General features: G+C 62.5%; 19 protein-coding genes and 1 tRNA gene. 13 read left to right on the forward strand and 7 right to left on the reverse strand.

What is annotated here, in order from left to right; translation table 11 throughout:
• Positions 1-16: 16 nt before the first annotated feature.
• A complete protein-coding gene (locus PPN31114_RS23935; RefSeq protein ID WP_150682036.1) occupies positions 17-895 on the reverse strand; it encodes an IclR family transcriptional regulator in 879 nt (292 codons plus the stop codon).
• 65 nt (positions 896-960) lie between these two features.
• Here PPN31114_RS23935 and PPN31114_RS23940 point away from each other — a divergent pair, with 65 nt between their 5' ends.
• The 5 genes from PPN31114_RS23940 (at position 961) to PPN31114_RS23960 (ending at position 6736) form a co-directional block, all read left to right on the forward strand.
• Positions 961-2154, forward strand: a complete 1194-nt coding sequence (locus tag PPN31114_RS23940) for an alpha-hydroxy acid oxidase (protein WP_246182723.1) — start codon at positions 961-963, stop codon at positions 2152-2154.
• A 102-nt stretch (positions 2155-2256) separates the two neighbouring features.
• A complete protein-coding gene (ppa, locus tag PPN31114_RS23945; RefSeq protein ID WP_042116944.1) occupies positions 2257-2784 on the forward strand; it encodes an inorganic diphosphatase in 528 nt (175 codons plus the stop codon).
• A 174-nt stretch (positions 2785-2958) separates the two neighbouring features.
• Positions 2959-4089 carry a GNAT family N-acetyltransferase gene (locus PPN31114_RS23950; protein WP_150682038.1) on the forward strand — a complete coding sequence of 377 codons (1131 nt, stop codon included), beginning with the start codon at positions 2959-2961 and terminating at the stop codon, positions 4087-4089.
• Between the two features lie 109 nt (positions 4090-4198).
• A complete protein-coding gene (locus PPN31114_RS23955; protein ID WP_150682039.1) occupies positions 4199-6310 on the forward strand; it encodes an NAD(+) synthase in 2112 nt (703 codons plus the stop codon).
• Between the two features lie 87 nt (positions 6311-6397).
• Positions 6398-6736, forward strand: coding sequence for a P-II family nitrogen regulator (locus PPN31114_RS23960; RefSeq protein WP_058375414.1), 339 nt, complete (start codon positions 6398-6400; stop codon positions 6734-6736).
• A 118-nt stretch (positions 6737-6854) separates the two neighbouring features.
• On the opposite strand, the gene PPN31114_RS23965 is transcribed toward PPN31114_RS23960, so the two are convergent.
• The 3 genes from PPN31114_RS23965 to trxB form a co-directional block, all read right to left on the reverse strand.
• On the reverse strand, positions 6855-7478 hold the full coding sequence (locus PPN31114_RS23965; protein WP_150682040.1) for a trimeric intracellular cation channel family protein: 624 nt from the start codon (positions 7476-7478) through the stop codon (positions 6855-6857).
• Between the two features lie 102 nt (positions 7479-7580).
• Positions 7581-8264, reverse strand: coding sequence for a Smr/MutS family protein (locus PPN31114_RS23970; protein ID WP_150682041.1), 684 nt, complete (start codon positions 8262-8264; stop codon positions 7581-7583).
• A 74-nt stretch (positions 8265-8338) separates the two neighbouring features.
• Positions 8339-9295 (reverse strand): thioredoxin-disulfide reductase, encoded by a 957-nt coding sequence (trxB, locus tag PPN31114_RS23975; protein ID WP_150682042.1) that lies wholly within the window; start codon positions 9293-9295, stop codon positions 8339-8341.
• Between the two features lie 342 nt (positions 9296-9637).
• Between trxB and PPN31114_RS23980 the strand changes: the two genes are divergently transcribed.
• The 5 genes from PPN31114_RS23980 (at position 9638) to PPN31114_RS24000 (ending at position 15911) form a co-directional block, all read left to right on the forward strand.
• A complete protein-coding gene (locus tag PPN31114_RS23980) occupies positions 9638-11962 on the forward strand; it encodes a DNA translocase FtsK (protein ID WP_150682043.1) in 2325 nt (774 codons plus the stop codon).
• A 5-nt stretch (positions 11963-11967) separates the two neighbouring features.
• Positions 11968-12618: an outer membrane lipoprotein chaperone LolA gene (gene lolA, locus PPN31114_RS23985; RefSeq protein WP_150682044.1), complete on the forward strand. Its 651-nt coding sequence runs from the start codon at positions 11968-11970 to the stop codon at positions 12616-12618.
• A gap of 117 nt (positions 12619-12735) precedes the next feature.
• On the forward strand, positions 12736-14181 hold the full coding sequence (locus PPN31114_RS23990; protein ID WP_246182724.1) for a replication-associated recombination protein A: 1446 nt from the start codon (positions 12736-12738) through the stop codon (positions 14179-14181).
• Positions 14182-14412: 231 nt separating this feature from the next.
• On the forward strand, positions 14413-15717 hold the full coding sequence (serS, locus tag PPN31114_RS23995; protein WP_150682045.1) for a serine--tRNA ligase: 1305 nt from the start codon (positions 14413-14415) through the stop codon (positions 15715-15717).
• Between the two features lie 103 nt (positions 15718-15820).
• Positions 15821-15911 (forward strand) — tRNA-Ser (locus PPN31114_RS24000).
• A 58-nt stretch (positions 15912-15969) separates the two neighbouring features.
• Here the strand turns inward: PPN31114_RS24000 and PPN31114_RS24005 are convergent.
• Complete coding sequence (locus PPN31114_RS24005; protein ID WP_150682046.1) at positions 15970-16626, reverse strand: helix-turn-helix domain-containing protein; 657 nt, start codon at positions 16624-16626, stop codon at positions 15970-15972.
• Between the two features lie 129 nt (positions 16627-16755).
• On the opposite strand from PPN31114_RS24005, the gene PPN31114_RS24010 reads away from it, so the two are divergent.
• The gene (locus PPN31114_RS24010) at positions 16756-17109 is read left to right on the forward strand and encodes a RidA family protein (protein ID WP_150682047.1); all 354 of its coding nucleotides are present in this window, start codon (positions 16756-16758) and stop codon (positions 17107-17109) included.
• Between the two features lies 1 nt (position 17110).
• Positions 17111-18343: an NAD(P)/FAD-dependent oxidoreductase gene (locus PPN31114_RS24015; RefSeq protein WP_150682048.1), complete on the forward strand. Its 1233-nt coding sequence runs from the start codon at positions 17111-17113 to the stop codon at positions 18341-18343.
• A gap of 157 nt (positions 18344-18500) precedes the next feature.
• Here the strand turns inward: PPN31114_RS24015 and PPN31114_RS24020 are convergent, their stop codons facing one another.
• Positions 18501-19958, reverse strand: coding sequence for a M81 family metallopeptidase (locus tag PPN31114_RS24020; RefSeq protein ID WP_150682049.1), 1458 nt, complete (start codon positions 19956-19958; stop codon positions 18501-18503).
• A 138-nt stretch (positions 19959-20096) separates the two neighbouring features.
• Positions 20097-21125 carry an ATP-binding protein gene (locus PPN31114_RS24025; RefSeq protein ID WP_150682050.1) on the reverse strand — a complete coding sequence of 343 codons (1029 nt, stop codon included), beginning with the start codon at positions 21123-21125 and terminating at the stop codon, positions 20097-20099.
• A 471-nt stretch (positions 21126-21596) separates the two neighbouring features.
• Between PPN31114_RS24025 and PPN31114_RS24030 the strand changes: the two genes are divergently transcribed.
• Positions 21597-23834, forward strand: a complete 2238-nt coding sequence (locus PPN31114_RS24030; RefSeq protein ID WP_246182725.1) for a TonB-dependent receptor — start codon at positions 21597-21599, stop codon at positions 23832-23834.
• Positions 23835-23857 lie beyond the last annotated feature (23 nt).

Below are 23857 nucleotides of genomic sequence, written 5' to 3' on the forward strand. Positions count from 1 at the left end.
GAGTGACGAGAACGCGTTAGCGCCGGAACGTCGACAGCCGCGACTTCGAGATCGAGGTTGCGGCCACTTGAATGTGCGGGGCGAGTTCGGATTCGACACGTTCACGCGACCAGCGCGAGGTCGGCACCGAGATGTTGATGGCCGCGACCGCGTGACCGTCGTGATCGGTGATCGGGGCGGCGACGGAGATGTCGCCCATCACAGTTTCGTTCTCGACGATGGCGTAGCCGCGGCGCGCAGTGAGCGCAATGCGGTCGAGCAGCTTGCGCTCGTCGGTCAACGTGTACGGCGTCATCGGTTCGAGCGACGTGCTGGCGAGTATTTCGCGCACGCGCGGTTCCGGCAGACGGGAGAGGATGGCAATGCCAGACGCCGTGAACATGGCAGGCAAGCGGGCGCCCACCACGATGTCGATGTTCACCAGATGCTGACCGGGGAAGCGCGCGACGAACACGATTTCGTGGCCGTCGAGCTCTTGCAGGTTGGTCGTCTCGCCCACACGGCGGCTGATGTCGAGCAGATACGGCGACGCCTTGTCGACGAGTTCGTTCGCGCGAATGTAGTTGTACGAGAACTGCAACACCTTGGTCGTCAGGCCGTAGGTGCGGGTCTCGGGCACACGGAAGAGGTAGCCCAGCGCTTCGAGCGTATGCACCACGCGTTGCGTGGCGCTGCGGTCCAGATCGGCGGCTTTGGCAATGTCGCTGAGCGTCATGTAACGCGCCGGGCCGTCGAAGGCGTGCAGCACCTGAAATGTCTTCTCGGTCGAGCCGATGAACAGCGACGAGCGCGTGGCGTCTCGCTCGGGTTTGGCGGCGGACGTGGCAGGCGTTGCAACGGAAGAAGCGGCAGTGTCGTCGGTGCGACGGGACGACCGGGCGGGTAAGCGCGGCATGAGCGGTTCGTGAGTGTTCGTATTGTAATGATTGTGATTGTAATGCAATTGTTTGTGCGCAAGTCATGAGAATAGGGGGAGCGATGGGCGCGTTGTCGTGCGTGGACGATTACCGGAGTGCCGCGCAGCGGCGGTTGTCGAAGCTGGCGTTCGACTATCTGGAGGGCGGGGCGGAGGATGGTCATGCGCTGCGCCGCAATCGCGATGCCTTCGCGCAATGGGGCTTTTGCCCGCGGGTGCTTACCGATACGTCGCAAGTCTCCAGTAGCACATCGTTTTGGGGACGTGAGGCTGCTGCGCCGATGGCGGTCGGTCCCACAGGGTTGAATGGCTTGTTCTGGCCGCGTGCGGACGAACTGCTCGCGCGGGCGGCGGCTGACGCCGGTTTGCCGTTTGTGTTGTCGACGGCATCGACCTCGCTGCTCGAAGACGTGCGTGCGGCGGCGCCCGAGGGCGAGATGTGGCTGCAACTCTATGTGCAGCAAGACCGCAGCATTGCCGAGAGCATGATGCGGCGCGCGCGCGAAGCGGGTTTTCGCACGCTATTGCTGACCGTCGACACCCCCGTGCACGGCAAGCGCGATCACGACACGCGCAACGGCTTCAAACTGCCGCTGCGCTTCACGCCCAAGCTGGTGGCCGACTGCATGCGGCATCCCCACTGGAGCTGGCAGATGATGACGAATGGCGCGCCGCAACTGCGCAACATCGCCAAGAGTGTGGGCGAGCGGGCCGATCTGGCGCGCCACGCCGCGATGCTCAGCCGCCAGATGGACTTGTCGCTCGGTTGGGACGATCTGGCGTGGGTGCGGCGTCATTGGCCGGGCGAAGTGCTCGTCAAAGGCATTCTGACGGCCGACGACGCGAAGCTGGCCCAAGCCCATGGCGCTGACGGCATCGTGGTGTCGAACCACGGTGGCCGCCAATTGGGCAACACGCTGGCACCGATTGAAGCGCTCACGCAAATCGTCGATGCGGTGAACGGGCGCGGTCCGTCGCTGGACGTTTTCGTCGATGGCGGCGTGCGGCGCGGTGCCGATGTGGCCAAGGCGGTGGCGCTAGGCGCGAAAGGGGTACTGCTCGGGCGTGCGCCGTTGTATGGCGTGGCGGCACGCGGCGGGGCGGGCGTGGCCGAGGTGCTGGCGTTGTTGCTGGGCGAGTTGCGCACTACGATGCAATTGCTGGGTTGTGCGCAGGTTGGCGCGCTCACGCCGCAGTGCGTGGCCCGGCTGCCGGCCCTTGGGGCAAACCCGCTATAATGTTCCGCGCCCGAATACCCTCGGGCGGCGCGGCATCCGGCAGGTGAGCGGGGGAGCGCGCCGCACGGCGGTATGCCATCTTTCATACACAGGAACGTCATCATGAGCTTCAACCACGTGCCGGCCGGCAAGGATATCCCCAACGATTTCAACGTCATCATCGAGATCCCGGCGCAAAGCGACCCGGTGAAGTACGAAGCTGACAAGGACCTGGGCCTGCTGGTCGTCGACCGCTTCATCGGCACGGGCATGCGTTACCCGGCCAACTACGGTTTCATTCCGCAAACGCTGGCTGGCGACGGCGACCCCGTCGACGCGTTGGTTGTGACGCCGTTCCCGCTGCTGGCTGGCTCGGTCGTGCGTTGCCGCGCGCTGGGCATGCTCAACATGACCGACGAGTCGGGCGTGGACGCAAAGCTGGTGGTCGTGCCGGTCGACAAGATCTGCCCGATGACCGCGCACATGAAGTCGATCGACGACGTGCCGGGCTATCTGAAAGACCAGATCAAGCACTTCTTCGAGAACTACAAGGCGCTCGAGAAAGGCAAGTGGGTCAAGATCGAAGGCTGGGAAGGCATCGAAGCCGCCCACAAGGAAATCGTCGAAGGCGTGGCCAACGCCAAGAAGTAAGCGGCGTTTGCGCTTACGGCGTCTTGGCTGCGGCCATGACGCCATCGAAACCCGGCATCTTTGCCGGGTTTTTTGTTGTCTGTCTGAAAGCAACGGCAAGTTCGGCGACAATGACGCACAGTCCGGCAGCGACGTAGCGATGCTTCGCCGGCGGCTTCACGAACGAGGTGACGGGTGAGCAGCGACGTAGTGATTCGGGTAGTGCAATCGATTGAAGACGTGCCGGCCGACCAGTGGAACGCGCTCGCGGGCACCAACCCCTTCGTGCAACACGCGTTTTTGCACGCGATGCATACCAGCGGCTGCGCCAGCAAAGGCACCGGTTGGCAGCCCGCGTATCTGCTCATGCACGCCGCCGACACACTCGTCGGCGCCATGCCGCTCTACGTGAAGTCGCACTCGCGCGGCGAATACGTATTCGATCATGCGTGGGCCGACGCGTTTGCGCGCCACGGGCTGCGCTATTACCCCAAGCTGCTTTCCGCCGTGCCGTTCTCGCCCGTGACTGGGCCGCGTTTGCTCGCCCGTACACACGCCGACCGTGTGGCGCTGGCCCGTGGCGCGATCGCGTTTGCGAAGCAATTGGACGTGTCGTCGATTCACGTGCTCTTCACGCACGAGGACGATCTGGCGGCGCTCACCGAAGCGGGTTACATGCTGCGCGAGGGCGTGCAATTCCATTGGGAAAACCGGGACTTCGCCACGTTCGACGATTTTCTTGCGCAGATGAATCAGGAAAAGCGCAAGAAGCTGAGACAAGACCGCCGGCGCGTGAGCGAAGCGGGCGTGACCTATCGCTGGCTGCGCGGCGCCGATATCGATGACGCGGCGCTCGACTTCTTCTATCAGTGCTACGAAAACACCTACCGCGAGCATTGGAACGCGCCGTATCTGTCGCGCGAATTCTTCGGGCAAGTGCATGCCACGATGCCCGATACGCTGCTGCTGGTCATGGCGATGCGCGACGACGCGCCGCTCGCCTGCGCCCTCAATGTGGTGACCGGCGACACGATGTTCGGCCGCTACTGGGGCACCACCGATTTCGTCTCCGGGATGCACTTCGAGACCTGTTATGCGCAGGGCATCGAGTACTGCATCGTGCATGGACTGAAGAGCTTCGAGGGCGGTGCACAGGGCGTGCATAAGATGTCGCGGGGCTTGCTGCCCACGCCGACGTGGTCGGCGCACTGGATTGGCGACGCGCGGTTTGCCGATGCGATTGCCGAGTTTCTCGACGCCGAAACCTCGGCGATGGACGAGCATATCGGCGAGTTGGAGGCTCACACGCCTTTCAAGCGCGCGTAATATACTGGCGATCTGACCGCCCGCCGGTCGCGCCGGGCCTGCCTGCACAGCGTTGCTGGTCAGTCTGCCCTCGCACCGGCCCACGAGCGATGCATGGGTAGCCGCCGACATGACCAACCGATTTCTCAATCTCTATAACCACGATTTCGCACGCGTCGCCGTTGGCGTGCCGCGCTGCCGCGTCGCCGATCCGGCGTACAACGCGCAACAGACCATCGCGCTGGCGCGTGAAGCCGACGCCGAAGGTGCGGTGCTCGTGGCGTTCCCCGAACTCGGGATTCCCGCTTACAGCTGCGAAGACTTGTTCCAGCAACGCGCGTTGCTCGACGCGTGCAACGCGGCGCTCGCCGACATCGTTGCCGCGAGCCGGGAACTGGGCGCGGCCCTCATCGTCGGCATGCCGGTGCGCGTGCAACAGCGCTTGTTCAATTGCGCGGTCGTCGTCGCACGCGGACGCGTTCACGGCGTGGTGCCCAAGACTTATCTCCCGAATTACAGCGAGTTTTACGAAGCGCGCCAGTTCAACGCGGCGGATGACGCCGGTGTCGACACGGTCACGCTGCTGGGCAATGAAGTGCCCTTCGGCAACCTGATTTTCGAAGCCGCCGATCAGCCGCTGCTGCGCTTTCACTGCGAAATTTGCGAAGACGTTTGGGTGCCGGTGCCGCCGTCGTCGTTTGCGGCACTCGCGGGTGCGACGGTGCTCGTCAATTTGTCGGCATCGAATGTGGTCGTCGGCAAGTCGGCGTATCGCCATCAACTCGTCGGTCAGCAGTCGGCGCGTTGTCTCGCCGCGTATCTGTACACGTCGGCCGGGCAGGGCGAGTCGACCACCGATCTCGCATGGGACGGGCAAGCGCTGATCTATGAGAACGGCGACATGCTGGCCGAATCGGCTCGCTTTGCCAGCGATTCGCATTTGATTTATGCAGACGTGGATTTGGAGCGCCTCGCCCGCGAGCGCATGCACCAGACCACGTTTGGCGTGTCGGTGCGCCGCCATGCCGAAGAAGTCGCGCGCTTTCGCACGATCAAGGTCGATGTGACGATGCCGCGCGATGCCGAGTTGCCGCTTGCGCGCAATATCGGACGTTTTCCATATGTGCCCGCCGACCCGCGCCTGCGCGACGAGCGCTGCCACGAGGTCTACAACATTCAGGTGCAGGCGCTGATGCAGCGTCTCGCGTCGTCGAAGATTCAGAAGGTGGTCATCGGCGTGTCGGGCGGGCTCGATTCGACCCACGCGCTGCTGGTGTGCGCCAAGGTCATGGACCGTCTGGGGCTGCCGCGTACGAATATCCTCGCCTATACGATGCCGGGGTTCGCGACGAGCGAGCGCACGCTGCGTCAGGCGCGCGAGTTGATGGAGGCCGTGGGCTGCACGGCGCGCGAGATCGATATCCGCCCGAGCTGCATGCAGATGTTGAAGGACCTCGACCATCCGTTTGCGAAGGGACAGGAAGTCTACGACGTCACGTTCGAGAATGTGCAGGCGGGCGAGCGCACGAATCACTTGTTCCGTCTGGCGAACCATCTTGGCGCGATTGTGATCGGCACGGGCGACTTGAGCGAGCTGGCGTTGGGCTGGTGCACGTACGGCGTAGGCGATCACATGTCGCACTACAACGTGAATGCCAGCGTGCCGAAGACGCTCATCATGCACCTGGTGCGCTGGGTGGCCGAGACCGGGCAATTGGGTAATTCGGCAGGGCAAACGGCACCGGCGAAAGCGGCCAAAGAAGGTAAGGAAGCCACGGGCCGTCGCAATGTGCTGATCGACATTCTCGAAACCGAAATCAGCCCGGAACTCGTGCCGGGCAAGGCCAATGGCGCACCGGAACAGCGCACCGAGCATTTCATCGGTCCGTACGAATTGCAGGACTTCAACCTGTACTACACGCTGCGTTTTGGCTACGCGCCGCGCAAAGTGGCGTTCCTGTCGTGGAGCGCATGGCACGACGCGTCGGCCGGAAGGTGGCCGGACGAGGGGCATCTCGCTCACCATGCCTATGACATGGTCGCGATCAAGCGCAACCTTCGCATCTTCCTCGACCGGTTCTTCCGTACCAGCCAGTTCAAGCGTTCGTGCGTGCCCAACGCGCCGAAGGTCGGCACGGGCGGCTCGCTCTCGCCGCGTGGCGACTGGCGCGCGCCGAGCGATTCGGAGTCGGTGGTGTGGCTGGCCGATCTGGAGACGGTGCCCGACGATCCGCACGCGTGACGTTGCTGTCATCGGCATGCCGCTGCCGGACCGGTACAATAGGCCAGCGATTTTCCAGAACATTCCAACCAAGATATCGAGGCGACAATGAAACGCGTTACTGCCATCATCAAACCCTTCAAGCTCGACGAAGTGCGTGAAGCCCTGGCCGAAGTCGGCGTGACCGGCCTGACCGTCACCGAAGTGAAGGGTTTCGGCCGCCAGAAAGGCCACACCGAGCTGTATCGCGGCGCCGAGTACGTGGTCGACTTCCTGCCGAAGATCAAGATCGAAGTGGTTGTGGGCGCGGCACAGGCCGAGCAGGTCATCGACGCCGTGTTGGGCGCAGCGCGCACCGGCAAGATCGGTGACGGCAAGATCTTCGTGACCGACGTGGAACGCGTGATCCGCATCCGTACGGGCGAAGAGGGCGAACAGGCTGTGTAAGGTCGGCATTGCCGCAGCCTGACTGCGGCAACACCAAGGCAAGATATGACAAAGGGCGACGGCTGCAAAAGCAGCGTCGCCCTTTGGCGTTTCTTGGCGCGGGAGCGAGGCCCGTCGATTACTCGGACTTCAGCCGGACGTCGAACGCGACGGTAATCAGTCGCACGAAAATGACCGACAGCGCGCTGATCGATAGCGTGTACAACGGGTCGAGATCGGCGTAGGTGAGGGCGATGTAGATCCACCCGCCGATGAAGGCGCACACGGCGTAAGGGCGCGTGTCGCGCAGCACCAGCGGCACTTCGTTGCAGAGAATGTCGCGCATCACACCGCCGCCAACGCCAGTAATCACGCCCATCATCACCGACATGAACGGCGACATGCCGGTCTGAAGCGCTAACGACGTTCCCGACGCACTAAAGAACCCGAGCCCGATGGCGTCTGTGATGAGCAGCACGCGCTCGGTGGCGACACGCGAGACGAGCCGCAGCACGCCCGAAGTCGAGAGCGAGAGCACGAGAATGATGATGGTGTACCACTGATGCTGCACCCAGTAGAACGGGCGGTGGTCGAGCAGCACGTCGCGTAGCGTGCCGCCGCCGAAGGCCGTCGCAAAGGCCAGCACGAACGCGCCAACCGGGTCGAGGTGCTGCTTACGGGCTTCGGCGAAACCGGAGATGGCGCACGACATCACGGCGATGGCCTCGGCAACGGCCAGAATCGTACGGAGCTGGTCGCTCATCTCCAAAACCATCGGCGAATCCTTTGAGTGAAACGTCGTGATTAGCGTCGGGGCCGACGTCGAGACGAGAGGACCGCAATGTGACTTAGCGCCTCGCCTGCGTCAGTCGCCTGCGCGCGACGGTCTGCCGGGCGAAGGCTGTAGCAATACTACCAGTGCACCGGCGCCGCCGTCGCGTCCTTGTGCTTGCGCCCAAGCCAGAACTTCGTTCTTCTGCGCAAGCCAACTGCGCACTTTGTCCTTGAGCACCGGCTCGCGCCCGATCGATCCGAGCCCCTTGCCATGAATGACGCGCACGCAGCGCAGGCCGCGCTTGACGGCGTCGTGCAGGAAAGCCGAGAGCGCTTCGCGGGCTTCGTCGCGGCGCATGCCGTGCAAGTCCACCTGGGCCTGAACCACCCAGTCGCCGCGCTGGAGCTTGAGCACCGTGTCGTGGCTGATGCCGGGGCGGCGGTACGACAGACGGTCGTCCGTATCGAGCAGTGCCTCGGGGTCGAACTCGTCGGAGAGCGATTCGTAGAGCACGGCCGCTTCGTCTTCCTGCGTCTGGCGGGCGACGGGGGCGGGCGGCTGGCGCGGATGTTCGACGCGTTCGACGGCACGTTTGCTACTGAGCGGGGCGATGTCGCCGATGCTGTCGCGAAACACGTTGGCGTCGCGTGCGGCCTGTGCGGCGCGCTTGGCCGCTTCGACGCGTTCGGCTTCGCGGGCGGCCGTTTCCTTGGCGAGCGTGTCGCGCAGGCCGGCGAGGTCGTTGAGACTAAGCTTGGGGGGCTTTTTGCTCATGGCGTGCACAAATGCAGAGAGGCGGAGGCTGGGGGGTGCCGCCCGGGAGCCCGGACGGCACCGTCGGTCAGCGATTACTGATCGAGGTTCTCGAGATAACGCTGGGCGTCGAGTGCCGCCATGCAGCCCGTGCCAGCGCTGGTGATGGCCTGACGATACACGTGATCCTGCACGTCGCCGGCGGCGAACACGCCCGGCACGTTGGTTGCCGTGGCGTTGCCGTTCAGGCCGCTGTGCGTGACGATGTAGCCGTTTTTCATCTCCAACTGACCTTCGAAGATGTCGGTGTTCGGCTTGTGGCCGATGGCGATGAACACGCCGTGCAGCGCGATATCTTCATGCGCGCCCGACTTGGTGTTCTTGATGCGAATGCCGGTCACACCCGAGTCGTCGCCGGTCACTTCGTCGAGCACGCTGTCGTACTTGAGTTCAACCGTGCCTTGCTTGGCCTTTTCCAGCAGGCGGTCGATCAAGATCGGCTCGGCGCGGAACTTGTCGCGGCGGTGAATCACCGTGACCTTGCTAGCGATGTTCGACAGGTAGAGCGCTTCTTCCACGGCCGTGTTACCGCCGCCGACCACGCACACTTCCTTGCCGCGGTAGAAGAACCCGTCGCACGTGGCGCAAGCCGACACGCCGCGGCCCGAGAACGCTTCTTCGGACGGCAGGCCGAGGTACTGCGCCGAAGCGCCGGTGGCGATGATCAGGGCATCGGCCGTGTACTCGCCGGAGTCGCCCACGAGGCGCAGCGGGCGCTCGTTCAAGTGCACCGTGTGAATGTGGTCGAAGATGATTTCGGTGTTGAAGTGCTCGGCGTGCGCCTGCATACGGGCCATCAGTTCCGGGCCTTGCACGCCGGTCGGGTCGCCGGGCCAGTTCTCGACGTCGGTGGTCGTCATCAGTTGACCGCCTTGGGCGATGCCGGTGATGAGCACGGGCTGGAGGTTGGCGCGTGCGGCGTAGACGGCGGCGCTGTAGCCGGCGGGGCCGGAACCGAGAATCAGGACTTTAGCGTGCTTGGCAGCGGACATGGACGAACTCACCGTAAATAGGCTTGGGGGCTGGCGCCGCTCCCCGGTGCCGCGAGCCGCGCCGCACCGGCCATTGGGAGGCGGGCGGGAGGGCGGATTGGCACTGGCCGGGAATCGGCGCAAACCGTCATTATAAAGGGCCGACGTCGTTTCGTTGATCGAGCCTTACAATCGTCGCGATAGCCTCCGGCGCGGCGTGCTGCGGGTGCACGGCGGGCGTTCTGGCGGGGCACGACGTTACCCCTTGTCACCTTTTCATGCATTAAGCGTTGTAATAGTTGTTTAGAATGGAGGCTTGCCGCGCGGCAGGCCGCCCGTCTGCCCGCCCAACCAACTGGCTTGATGACGACGAAATCTTCCTACTCTGCTGGTGCCGGATCGTCGTTACCCAACCGGGTGACGCATCTTTTCCATGAAATCCGCTGGATGGCGCAAGTCGCGCTGATGGTGTTCCTCTTGATGGCACTGTTCTCTTACAGCCGTCTGGACCCCAGCTGGACACATGCGGCGCACGTGGAGCGCATCGCCAACTGGGCGGGGCGCGTCGGCGCTTGGGTGGCCGACATGCTGCTGCTCATGCTGGGTTTGTCCGCTTACTGGCTGGTCGTGTTCATCGCCCGCCGTGTCGTTTCCGGTTATCGCCGTATCGCAACCAAGCGCGAAGCGCCCCCGCTGCGCGAGCGGCTGGCGAGCGGCGGCTGGGTCGAGATCGTCTCCTTCCTGATGGTGCTGCTGGCCAGCGCCGGTATCGAATCCCTGCGTTTGTATCGTTTGAAGGCCCAACTGCCGCGTGCGTCGGGCGGCGTGATCGGCGAGACCGTCGGTGGGTTCTTCCAGCACGCACTTGGCTTTACCGGCGGCACGCTCGCCCTGTTGCTGATTTTTGCGTTCGGCTTGTCGCTGCTGTTCCACTTCTCGTGGTTGTCGGCGGCGGAAAAGCTCGGCGCGCTGATTCTTGACACCGGCACCGTGATCCGCCGTCGCCGCGAAGCGCGTCAGGACCGCCGCCTTGGCGAAGAAGCCGCCATCGCCCGCGAAGGTGCCGTGGTGCAGAACCGCGTGCGTGCCGACGTGCACGAGCCTGTGCAGATCGTGCCGCCGGTGAAGGTGGTGCCGAAGAGCGAGCGCGTAGAGAAGGAAAAGCAGGCGCCACTCTTCGCCGACTTGCCGGATTCCATCCTGCCGCCGCTGGCGTTGCTCGATGCCGCGCCTGTCGCGCAGGAAACCGTTTCCGGCGAGACGCTGGAATTCACGTCGCGTCTGATCGAGAAGAAGCTCAAGGATTTCGGCGTCGAAGTGAACGTGGTGGCGGCGTATCCGGGGCCGGTCATTACGCGTTACGAAATTGAACCGGCGACGGGCGTGAAGGGCAGCCAGATCGTGGGTCTGGCGAAGGATCTGGCGCGTTCGCTCTCGCTGGTGTCCATCCGCGTGGTGGAAACCATCCCCGGCAAGAATTTCATGGGACTGGAGCTGCCGAACCCGCGCCGCCAGACCGTTCGCCTGACGGAGATTCTCGGCTCCGAGGTCTACAACGATTCATCGTCGTTGCTGACGCTGGCGCTCGGCAAGGACATCGGCGGCAAGCCGGTCGTGGCCGATCTGGGCAAAATGCCGCACTTGCTGGTGGCCGGTACGACCGGCTCGGGCAAGTCGGTGGGGATCAACGCGATGATTCTGTCGCTGCTCTACAAGGCCACGGCCGAGCAGGTACGACTCATCCTGATCGATCCGAAGATGCTCGAAATGAGCATGTACGAAGGCATTCAGCATCTGTTGTGCCCGGTGGTCACCGACATGCGCCAGGCGGGCCATGCGCTGAATTGGGTGGTCTCGGAAATGGAGCGCCGCTACAAGCTGATGAGCAAGCTTGGCGTGCGCAACCTCGCGGGCTACAACAACAAGATCGATGATGCGGCCAAGCGCGAAGAGCACATTCCGAACCCGTTCTCGCTGACGCCGGAGGCACCGGAGCCGTTGCAGCGTCTGCCGTACATCGTCGTGGTGATCGACGAATTGGCCGACCTGATGATGGTGGTCGGCAAGAAGGTTGAAGAGTTGATCGCCCGTATTGCGCAGAAGGCACGCGCGGCGGGTATCCACCTGATTCTGGCCACGCAACGCCCGTCGGTGGACGTGATTACCGGCCTCATCAAAGCCAACGTGCCGACGCGTGTGGCGTTCCAGGTGTCGTCGAAGATCGACTCGCGCACCATTCTTGACCAGCAGGGTGCGGAAACGCTGCTCGGCATGGGCGACATGCTCTACATGCCCCCGGGTACTGGCTTGCCGTTGCGAGTGCACGGCGCGTTCGTGGCCGACGATGAAGTGCATCGCGTGGTCGAACGGCTCAAGGAGCAGGGCGAGGCGAATTACGTCGAAGGCCTGCTCGACGGCGCGATCGAAGGTGAAGAAGGCGGCGTCGATGGTGTCGGCGGTGCAGGAACCGGCGAGGGGGGCGGCGAGTCCGACCCCCTGTACGATCAGGCGGTGGCGGTAGTGCTCAAGCAGCGCCGCGCGTCGATCTCGCTGGTGCAGCGGCATTTGCGCATCGGTTATAACCGGGCGGCGCGGCTGCTCGAACAGATGGAACAGTCCGGCGTGGTGTCGGCGATGGCGAGCAACGGCAACCGGGAAATTCTGGTGCCGAATCGCGAAGGAGAATAAAGAGCATGCTGGGATTCAAGCGCGGCTTGCCGCTGATGGCGGGTGTGGTCGGCGTGCCGCTGGCAGCGCTGGTCGCTCCGGCGTATGCCAGCGGCACGGCGCAACTCAAGGCATTCGCGGCGCAGGTGAAAACCGCGCGTGGCGAATTCGAGCAAAAGCAGGTCAAGCAGGGGCAGGACGGCAATGTGAAGGTGTCGAACGTGTCGTCGGGCACGTTCGAGTTCTCGCGCCCGGGCCGCTTCATCTGGCGCTACGTCAAACCTTACGATCAACTGCTGCAAGCCGACGGCGAGACGCTCTTTATCTACGACAAGGATTTGAATCAGGTCACCGAGCGTAAGCTTGGCGCGTCGTTGGGCGCGAGTCCGGCGGCGATTCTGTTCGGCAGCAACGATATCGAGAAGAACTTCACCCTCAAGGATGCTGGCGTGAAGAACGGTATCGATTGGGTCGAGCTCACGCCGAAGGCGCAAGACACCCAGTTCCAGCGCGTGGGCATCGGCTTTCGCGATGGCAATCTCGCCGCGATGGAGCTCTACGACGCGTTTGGCAATGTGACGCTGCTCACGTTTGCCAACATGCAGAAGAACCCGCCGATGTCGCCGGACCACTTCAAGTTCACCGTGCCCAAGGGCGCGGACGTCATCAAGGGATAAGCGATCGAAGGGATCGGCTGTCCCCAGAGATCGGCCCCGATGCCGGTGGACTGGCATAATGGGGCATCCGAAATCTGATCTGCGGCCGGGCAATCCCCGGCCGCACTGCTTCTTACCATGCCTGACGCACCTCTTTCAGCCTCGGTGCCCCTCGCCGAGCGCTTGCGCCCCCATACCATTGACGACGTGATCGGCCAGCGCCATCTGCTCGGCAAGGGGAAGCCTCTGCGCGTGGCGTTTGAAGCAGGGCGTCCGCATTCGATGATTCTGTGGGGCCCGCCCGGTGTTGGGAAAACCACGCTCGCGCGGCTCATGGCCGACGCCTTCAAGGCGTATTTCATCTCGCTCTCGGCGGTACTTTCCGGCGTGAAAGACATTCGCGACGCGGTCGAAGCGGCGCAGATTCAGCGCGGCCAAGGCCGACAAACGGTCGTGTTCGTCGACGAGGTGCATCGCTTCAACAAGGCGCAGCAGGATGCGTTCTTGCCGCACGTCGAGTCCGGCCTCTTCATTTTCGTGGGCGCGACGACGGAGAACCCGTCGTTCGAAGTGAACGGCGCATTGCTCTCGCGTGCCGCCGTGTACGTGCTCAAGAGTTTGAATGACGACGAGCTGGGCGAGATGGTCACGCGTGCCGCGCAGGAGCTTGGCGGCATCACGTTTACCGACGAAGCGCGTCAAGGGCTGATCGATTCGGCCGACGGCGACGGGCGTAAGCTGCTTAACAATGTGGAAATCGTGGCGCAGGCGGCAACGTCGCAAGCCCTCGACACGATTGACGATGCCTTGCTCGCGAGCGTGCTGGCTGAGAACCTACGCCGATTCGACAAGGGCGGCGATGCGTTTTACGACCAGATCAGCGCATTGCACAAATCGGTGCGCGGCAGCTCGCCGGACGGTGCGCTGTACTGGTTCTGCCGCATGTTGGATGGCGGCGCCGATCCGCGCTATATGGCGCGACGCATTGTGCGCATGGCATGGGAAGACATCGGGTTGGCCGATCCGCGCGCGGCGCGTATTGCGCTGGACGCGGCCGAAACCTACGAGCGTCTCGGCACGCCGGAAGGCGAATTGGCGCTGGCGCAGGCCGTGCTCTATTTGGCTGCTGCCCCCAAGTCGAACGCAGGCTACAACGCTTACAACCAGGCGCGAGCCTTCGTTAGCAAAGACAAGTCGCGCGCGGTACCGGTGCACTTACGCAATGCGCCGACCAAGCTGATGAAGGAACTGGGCTACGGTCACGAGTACCGGTATGCACACGATGAGCCGGATGCCTACGCCGCTGGCGAGACCTATTTTCCGGACGATTTGCGAACCCAGCAGTGGTATCGTCCGGTGCCGCGCGGGTTGGAAGGCAAGATTGGAGAGAAGCTGAACTGGCTCAAGTCGTTGGATGCGGAGTGGCGTCGCGCGAATGCCAAGGGGCGGAAGGCCGGGGCCGCAGGGAGCGATGCTCCAGCCCCAGCTAAGGCGTCCGGCAGCGCATCTTCCGCTTCCGGCGGCGTCGCTTCCAACCCATCTTCCGAAAAATCACCCCCGCCCGACACGAGCGACGACGAGTAAGCAAAGGTTGGTTTGGCGCCCGTTTGGCGTGGTTTCGCCGTGATTCAGGCGGTCAAAACAGCGGCGACTGGGCCAATACGCCGGGCAAGACGCTGTAAATGACGAAATCGCGTTGCGCGTTTGGTAAAATCACGCGCTTAATGCTGCATTGGGCGCGATCGGCGCGCCCTGTGCGGCCAGAACGAATTTTATGACTCACTGAAGTGAGTCGCTAACGACAGACTTCCCACCATGCTCGACATTCAACTTCTTCGCAAGGATCTCGACGGCGTTGCGGCGCGGCTCAAGGCGCGCGGCTACACGCTGGACGTGGCGGCGTTCGCTGCGCTCGAGGCAGAGCGCAAGCAGATTCAGACGCAAACCGAGGAGTTGCAGGCCCGCCGCAATGCGCTCTCGAAGCAAGTCGGCATGAAGAAGGGCAAGGGCGAAGACGCCTCGGCTGAAATCGCCGAAGTCGGCGGTATTGCCGACACGCTCAAGGCATCGTCGGTGCGTCTGGAAGAAATCCAAACGCGTTTGTCGGACCTGCTGCTGGGCGTGCCGAACTTGCCGCACGAGAGCGTGCCGGTGGGCAACGACGAAACGCAGAACGTGGAAGTGCGCCGCTGGGGAACGCCGCGCGAGTTCGACTTCACGCCGCGCGATCACGTCGATCTGGGCGCCAAGCTGGGCCTCGACTTCGATGCTGCCGCGAAACTGGCCGGTGCGCGTTTTTCCGTGATGAAGGGTGGCATTGCCCGCCTGCATCGTGCGCTCGCGCAGTTCATGCTCGACACGCACACGGGCGAGCATGGTTATACGGAAACGTATGTGCCGTACATCGTGAACGCGGCGTCGATGCGTGGCACTGGCCAACTGCCGAAGTTCGAAGACGACTTGTTCAAAGTGCCGCGCAAGGTCGGCGGTGACGAGGGCGAGCGCATCGAGAACTTCTATCTGATTCCGACGGCGGAAGTGTCGCTGACGAATCTGGTGCGCGACGAGTTGCTGGCCAACGATGCGCTGCCGATGCATATGGTGGCGCACACGCCGTGCTTCCGCTCGGAGGCGGGCAGCTATGGCAAGGACACGCGCGGCATGATTCGCCAGCATCAGTTCGACAAGGTCGAGTTGGTGCATGTGGTGCGTCCGGAAGAGTCGTACGACACGCTGGAGATGTTGGTCGGTCACGCCGAAGCGATTCTGAAGAAGCTCGAACTGCCGTTCCGCACGATCGTGTTGTGCACGGGCGATATGGGTTTCGGCGCGGCGAAGACGTACGACATGGAAGTGTGGATTCCGGCGCAGAACACGTACCGTGAGATTTCCTCGTGCTCCAACATGGAGAACTTCCAGGCACGTCGTATGCAAGCGCGTTTCCGCAATGCGCAAGGCAAGCCGGAGTTGGTGCACACGTTGAACGGTTCGGGTTTGGCGGTGGGGCGCGCGTTGGTGGCGGTGATCGAGAACTATCAGAACGCCGACGGTTCGATCACGGTGCCGGAAGTGCTGCGTCCGTACATGGGCGGCATCGAGCGCCTCGAGCCGACCGCGTAAAAAATTTCAAAAAAAGGACTTGGCAGCTGAAGAAATTCGGCTATAATCTCTTTCTCGCTGCTTGAGGCCACTCAGGCAGCGACTCAAAGCAGCAAGTGTGCTTGGAGAGGTGGCAGAGTGGTCGAATGCGCCAGACTCGAAATCTGGTGTACGGTTATACCGTACCGTGGGTTCGAATCCCACCCTCTCCGCCAAGCAAACAAATCAGCCCTTGATCATTCAAGGGCTTTTTTGTTTTCTGCGTCCCAAACGTCATCGAGCCCGCAACATCGGCATTGGCACATTGCCGTCCACGCAGCACACAATGGCGTCAACGCCGCCATCGTGTTCGCTCAAATAGACATGCCCCACCGCACTGTCGAAATACAAACTATCTCCCGGCGCCAGCCGGAATTTGTTGCCATCTTCAAACTGCAACAACAAGCTGCCCGATAAAACGAAAACAAACTCTTCGCCTTCGTGGCGAATGTAGTCGGGAAAATCTTCCAACTTACGCGCGCGAATGTGGGCACGCATTGGCACCATGCGCTTATTGGCGAGATCGGAAGCGATCATGCCGTAGCGATAGTTAGGCGTCTCATAGATCGCTTGCTTCCCCGCCTCGGTAAAGCATGGGCTGATCCCGCCACTGAGTTCGGCATTGCCTTGCCCGAAGAGACTGGCGTAATCCAGACCAAGGGCCGAGGCCAGCGCGCCGAACTTGTCGTAGGTCAGCGCAATATCGCCGCGCTCCGCCTTCGAGATCGTCGACACGGCAACCCCTGAGCGCTCGCTCAACGCCTTGAGCGTCAGCCCGTTCGCTTTGCGTGCGTCGCGCAGTCGTGCGCCCACGGTTTCATGACTGACTTGACTGTCGTTGCGCTTCTGTTTGCCAGCCGAAGCCGATTTCTTTCGTGTCGTTGACGTCATTCGCTTAGTATTTTCTCGTATACGAGAATGAAAATTCTCATATATGATAACTGAAATAGCCGCAGCCCCTTGGTGTCTGCGTCGACGGTCGCATCGTCATTCCATCGTCCTTCTTTTCCGAGTCCAGCAATGAAGAAAGAAATCACGCGTTTGCAAACCAATGCCCGTATGAGTCAGGTGGTCATCGCTGGGGGCGTCGTCTATCTGGCGGGCCAAGTGCCGATGACGCAACATGCCACGATTACCGAGCAGACGATCGAAGTTCTGAAGCAAATCGATGCGTTGCTCGAATCGGCGGGCGTCGATAAAACCCATCTCCTCACGGCGAACATTTGGCTTTCCGACGCGCGATATTTCGAGGAATTCAACCGCATTTGGGATGTTTGGGTTCCGGAGGGCAACGCCCCCACGCGCGCATGCGTGCAGTCGCCCTTGATGCGAGCGGGTTTCGACGTAGAAATTGCCGTCACGGCGTTGGCCTAATATGAAATTCGATGTTCTCGTACTTGGCGGCGGGATCGTAGGCACCTCGACGGCGATCCATCTCCAGCGTCGTGGCCTGATAACCGCGCTTATCGACCGTGAAGCGCCCGGCCGGGAAACGTCATATGGCAACGCGGGCTTGATACAGCGTGAAGGGGTGTACCCCTATGCATTTCCAAGAGACCTCGGCACGCTGCTTCACTACGCGCGCAATCGATCGACAGACGTGCGCTATCACCCATCAGCGCTGCCGAGCATCGCCCCGTTCCTCGCGCGCTACTGGCATCACTCCGCGCCAGATCGCCACGCGCGCATCGCCCGCCAGTACAGCACGCTGATCGAACATTGCTTAACCGAGCACAAAGCGCTCATCGGTCTTGCGGGCGCAGACGAACTGCTACGCGAAGGTGGGTGGCTCAAGGTCTTCCATCACAGTGGAGCGCTCGACGCTGCGCATCTCGAAGCTGAGCGTTGGCACCGTGAGTACGACGTACCTTTCGAGCGGCTCGATGCCACGCAACTTCAGCGCGATGAGCCTTCACTGTCGTCAACGCTCGCCGGTGCCATTCGATACACCGCGTCGAATTCGATACGCGATCCGGGCGAGTTGGTGACCCGCTACGCAAGCTACTTTACGTCGCTAGGCGGGCATATCATTCGCGGCGATGCGACCACGCTAAGCCCGCATTGGCGCGTACAGACTGCCGAGGGAGAGGTGGAAGGCCGACAGGCCGTCGTGGCCATGGGCCCATGGTCCGACACGGTCACGCGTGCGCTGGGCTACCAGCTGCCGCTGGCGGTCAAGCGCGGCTATCACCGGCACTTCAAACCCGAACCGGGGGCAAGTCTGAATCAACCGGTACTCGATGCCGAAAGTGGCTTTTTGATCGCACCGATGCAGCAAGGTATTCGTCTGACCACGGGCGTCGAACTTGCTTGGCGCGATGCACCACGCACACCGGTGCAGCTAGCGGCAGTCGAGCCAATGGCGAGACAGTTGTTCCCATTGGGAACGCCCATCGAATCGACGCCATGGATGGGCAGCCGCCCCTGCACGCCAGACATGCTGCCGATCATCGGCCCGGCACCGAACCATCGCGACCTCTGGTTCGCATTTGGTCACGCTCATCACGGCCTGACGCTCGGTCCTGTGACAGGACGTTTAATCGCCGAGATGGTGACTGGCGAGCCGACGTTAGTCGACCTCACACCCTTCCGCGCCGATCGTTTCTGACTCGGCGTAGCGCCACTCCCTCGTTCGACACGCGCCGCCCCCCGGCGGCGCGCCACGAAAAAAAAGCCCTTCGATAAGAAGGGCAAAATTTGCCGAGGTTTTGGCGATTCCCGGCAAATGATCGGATCGACCGTCGGAGGCGCCAGCGCGCCTCGAATCACGCGAACGGGTTTTCGACGCGTGGCCAGTAATTGAGATTGCGGCGGTGGTAGGGGATTGCCGCGAAGTCAGGCGTCAGCGCGCCCGGTGCCGCGACGTGGACGATCGCCTTCGCCCGAGGGGCAAACTCCGCTTGAAAGTGCTGCGTCGATTTCACGATCACGAGCCGTTTGGCGTCCATGGCGATACCGATGCCGGTGAAAGCGTCCACACCGATGACTTGTGTTCGCACGGAGACAAGCACGATGTCCAATCCGTTGGGCCCTTCGACCCAGACCGAGCGTCCCAACGGAATCGACATCCCGTGGATGCTCTGCGAATGCGCATCATGCACAGCCCGGACGGTGACACGCAGATCGATCGGGTCGCCTGAAGTGACACCGCATTTGCCGCCGATGCGAAGGTCGAGCGTGGCGCCGACACCGGCATCCGCACAGATTTGAATCGCCCCCAGATCCCAGAAGCAACCCAGCGCAACATTGGGGATACCTCGCTCCACGATGCGCCGAAGCACAAACGTGCTGTCCCCTGGGGCACCGCCGCCGGGGTTATCCGCAACATCCGCCACGACGACCGGACCATCCCCCACCGCCAACGCGGTATCGAGCCCGTGATCCAGATCGAGCCATTTGGGCTGAACCTCGTGCCGCATCGCCCAGAACTCACTACCGAGTTGATCCGCTAACGCACTGGCAAGCTCGGGGTCGCGGTCTGCAACCACCCAAAGCTTCGCGCCTGCCTCGGGAACGTCTCCCCAGGGGAAGCCGTGACCGAGCGACACGGAGAGAATGCCGTCGCGCCCCTCGAAGGACTTCATGCGCCGCACGAAGCCCGCCATCGGTTCCGACGTGGTATGCCATGCGCCCACCAAGCGGCACTCGTGCACGGCCGTGACTGGCGTGACTTTGCCATCGGCAGCTTGCGTCACCAGCCGGTAGGCTTCGCGCAACCGATCGATCGCATCCGTATGCGGATACTCTTTGTAAGCGATGAGAATGTCGGCCGCACGCTGCATTTGCGCGGTGAAATGACAATGCGGATCGAGTGTCGCGGCAATGGGCACGTTGGGGCCGACGACTTCACGAATGCGTGCGAGCAGGTCGCCTTCGCAATCGTCGTAATGCTGCGCCACCATCGCACCGTGAAGCATGAGCACCACGGCGTTGATCGGCAGTGCGGCGCGCACCCCGGCGACGATCTCGTCGCGCAACGTCTCATAGACCGCTCGAATCACAGGGCCCGATGGCTGTGCTTCCGCGCTCAGCCCCTCAGCCAATGCGTTGCCATCGGCGTGAATGAGTCGCCGCAGTTCCGCCATCAGATAGCCCACACTTTCGGGCGCGCGCAGACTTGCGTCGCCCCGGAAAATGCCAAATTCCTGAAACCCGCCCCAGCCCGTGGGGCATGGCGCGAAGGTGTTGGTTTCTGTCGATAGCTGTGCCGCGAAGATCTTCATGACGAGTCCAGAGGTGTGAAGAAAACCGTGACACACACTCTATGGGGACCGCGTTGCCTGATTGTGAGCAATGTGTATCGACATTGACACAGAGCCCCGCTAGCGCTCTCCGAACGCGGTCGTCATTGCCGAAAGCACCTATCGCCTCGGCAGCACGACACGTGCGATCAAGCCGCCTTCTTTGCCGTTAAGCAGCGTCAACGACCCGGCGTGCCGCTTCACCACATCGTGCGCAATGGCTAGCCCGAGCCCGGTACCGCCGGTGTCGCGGCTACGCGATTGTTCGAGGCGAAAGAACGGCTCAAGCACCCGCTCGAGATCGCGCTCCGGAATGCCCGGGCCGCGATCGACGACGTCGATTTGAACCGCGTCGTTGCCATCGATCAGTTCAATGCGCGCCTCGCCGCCATAACGAATGGCATTCGCCACCAGATTGCTCAGACAACGCTTCAACGCCAGCGGCTGCGCGAGCAGCGGTGCGATCGCGCCCTGCACTGAGACTTTCTGGCCGCGTTCCAGCGCGTCTTCCGCAATGGCATCCACGAGCGCATCGATGTCGATGGGGCTGAGTTCTTCCGTGACGGCCTCATTGCGCAGAAACGAGAGCGTTGCGTCGAGCAACTGCGTCATTTCATCGATATCCGAGACCATTCGATCGCTGAATTCCGATGCTTCGAGCGTCCGCACTCGAAGGCGCATGCGCGTGAGCGGTGTGCGCAAATCATGCGAGACGGCGGCGAGAAAGCGATTGCGATCGTTTACCTGACGGCGGATGGCGGCCTGCATCGAGTTGAAAACACGCGCCGCTTGCCGCGCTTCGATGGGCCCCGCTTCGGGAATGGGGGGCGCGTCCATATTGCGGGACAACTCCGCCGCCCCCGCGGCCAGCGACTTGAACGGCACCGACAGCATTCGCGCGCCGACCCAGGAAGAAACGAGTAGCGGAACGAGCTGCACGGCAGTGGCAATCCCCCATTGCAGCCCGGCCGACATGCCGGGCGGTGGCTTGAAGGCGGCCGACGAGTACAGCGTGTACATCAGTATTCCGGTGCCAGCTTGCGTGAGCGCCACCATGACGAGCATGACAAACAGCAGCCGATAAAACGCGGAGTCGAACGATGGCTTTTGCATGGTGGTGGCGGACGTCGTAGAAGAGAACTCGAACATGGCCGCCATTATCCCGCGCCCATGTAGCGCCTTCGTCAACAGATTGTTTCAAGACAGACACATCCGCGCGCACGTCCACACACACATACGCCGCGCGCCAACTCCGCAGGGATAAGCCACCGCGTTCACGAGGCTATGTTTCACGCGCGATACAAAGTCCACATGAACCAGAAATGTCGCGCAAATAACGTCTATCCCGGAATTAGGGCGAACTGGCCCTAAGACTCGAATGAGCGTGGACACACAACGCTTGACGACCCATACCGCGAAGGCATTCGTGATGACCGACGTGCGGAAATCCCGGAGGAGACGACAGTGGCAATCAGACAGCATCGCAGGCATACCGCAGTCACTTGGCATCGATTCAGATTATGTCCGCGCGGCGGAACCTGGTTGGTCGGCTCGCTGCTGGGGCTAGCGTCAGCCTATGGACATGCGCAAACCGTAACGCTACCAGGTGCCGCGTCTGCGGTGAGTGCCGACGCAGAGAGCGCCAACCCAACGCCTCAGACAAACGCAAACCCGGGCGGAACCGCTGGAAGCGCCGGAAGCGCAGAAGCCGCAGCAAGCGCAGAAACCAAGACCGCAGCGTCGGCGAAAGACGGCGCAACGCTCAATACCGTGGTGGTGACGGCCACGCGTCGTCGCGAGCCTGCGCGCGAAGTGCCGATGCAGATCAACGTCATTTCCGCCGATGACTTGCAGAAGAGCGGCGCGAAAACGATGTCCGATTTTCTCGCGGCCGAGCCGGGCGTCGATCTCAACACCCAAGGCGGCAGCGGTGCCGGACAGATCAGCATGCGCGGCGTGACGACCGGCGAGCAGACCGGCCCCACCGTCGGTGTCTACGTCGACGATGTCGCCTTCGGCGGCAGCACGGTCTTCTCGCAAGGCGCCTCGTTCGCGCTGGACATGAGCCTGTTGGATCTGAATCACATCGAAGTGTTGCGCGGGCCGCAGGGCACGCTCTACGGCGCGGGGGCGATGGGCGGGCTGTTGAAGTACGTCACGAACGAGCCGAATACCAATGAATTCTCCGGCCAGGCGAGCCTCGGCATGTCGTCGACCAAACACGGCGGCATTGGCAATAGCGCGAACGCGGTGCTCAATATCCCGATCAAGAGCGACGTAGCGGCGGTGCGCGTCTCTGCGTTCAGCCAACACGACGCCGGGTACGTCGACGCCGTCGGACCGCAGGCAGGCAACCGAATCGACAGAGGCGATACGTACGGCGCGCGCGCGTCGTTGCTCCTGACGCCAACGAGTCAATTCACCGTGCGCCTGAGCGCGATCACGCAGAACATCAATCGCAACGCCCCCAACTATGTTGCTTACGACAGCACTGGCAAACCCGTCGATGGCGATCTGACGACGCGGGTGTATGCCCCGGAGCCGTTCCATCAAAACGTTCAGCTCTACTCGCTTGGCGTGGAGTACGACTTCGGCTGGGCACGCTTGAACTCGATCACGTCGTATCAATCGGTCAAGACAGACCAGCCGCAGGATCTGTCGGTGGTCTACGTGCCGGCGCTCGCGGCTCAAGGGCTCAATTTGAACTCGGTCGTCGCGGCAAACTTTGCGAAGACGAACAAGGTGACGCAAGAGTTTCGTCTGACATCGGCGGCGAACCAGCGCCTCGAATGGTTAGGCGGGCTCTTCTTTACCCGTGAACGAAGCGAGTCGGATCAGGGCATTCTCGCCGGATTCCCCGACGGGACGTCGGCCACGCTCTCCGGACTGGTGGCACCGAGCACCTATACCGAATACGCCGCGTATGGCGACGTGACCTACCACCTGACGCCGCGTTTGGCGCTCACGGGCGGTATCCGAATCGCCCACAACCAGCAGAACTACGACCAAACGACATCGGGCATTCTGGGCGGACCGCCCCAATCGACTTCCTCGCCGTCGTCCGACACCAGCAAGACCTACATGTTGACGGCCAGCTATCGATTGACCGAGAACAGCAACGTGTACGTTCGCGCGGCTAGCGGCTATCGCCCCGGTGGGCCGAACGCGCAGCTCATCAGCCCAATCACGGGGCTTCCCGGCAATGGCAATCCAACGTTTCAGCCCGATACGCTTTGGACATACGAGGCAGGCTACAAGGCCGATTTGTTCGACAAACGGCTTTCGTTCTCGGCCACCGTCTACGACATCGAGTGGAAAAACATCCAGCAGCTCGGCGCCATCGATGGTGTGAATCAGGTGCTCAACGCGGGGGATGCGCGCGTGAAGGGGTTCGAGTTGGCGAGTAGCTTCCGCCCCGATCAGCACTGGACGTTTGGCTTGGGCTTTTCCTACATCGACGCAAGGTTGACGCAGGGAAATACCGCCACTGGGACACAAACAGGCGACCCGCTGCCGAATTCCGCCAAGTTCGCGGCCACGCTGACGGGGACATACCACTTCTCGATCGCCTCGTATGCCTCGTACGTGGGGATTGCGCAGCGATTCGTCGGCAGTCGCCACTCCGGGTTTAGCGGCAGCAGCGGCCGACCCGATTACCCGCTGCCGGGTTATGCCGTGACCGACCTTCAGGCGGGGATCGACTTCGGCCGCGCCAGCCTGAACTTCTACGTGCGCAACGTGTTCGACCGCCGCGCGCTGCTTGCCGCAGGGACCGCCCTCATGCCGCTCGGCGGACCGGCGCTCGTCAGTGTGGAACAGCCGCGCACCATCGGCGCTGTGCTCACCGTGCCGTTCTGATACGCCCGACCGAATGACTGAAT

The organism is Pandoraea pneumonica, assembly GCF_902459645.1.
In the GTDB taxonomy this organism is placed as follows: domain Bacteria; phylum Pseudomonadota; class Gammaproteobacteria; order Burkholderiales; family Burkholderiaceae; genus Pandoraea; species Pandoraea pneumonica.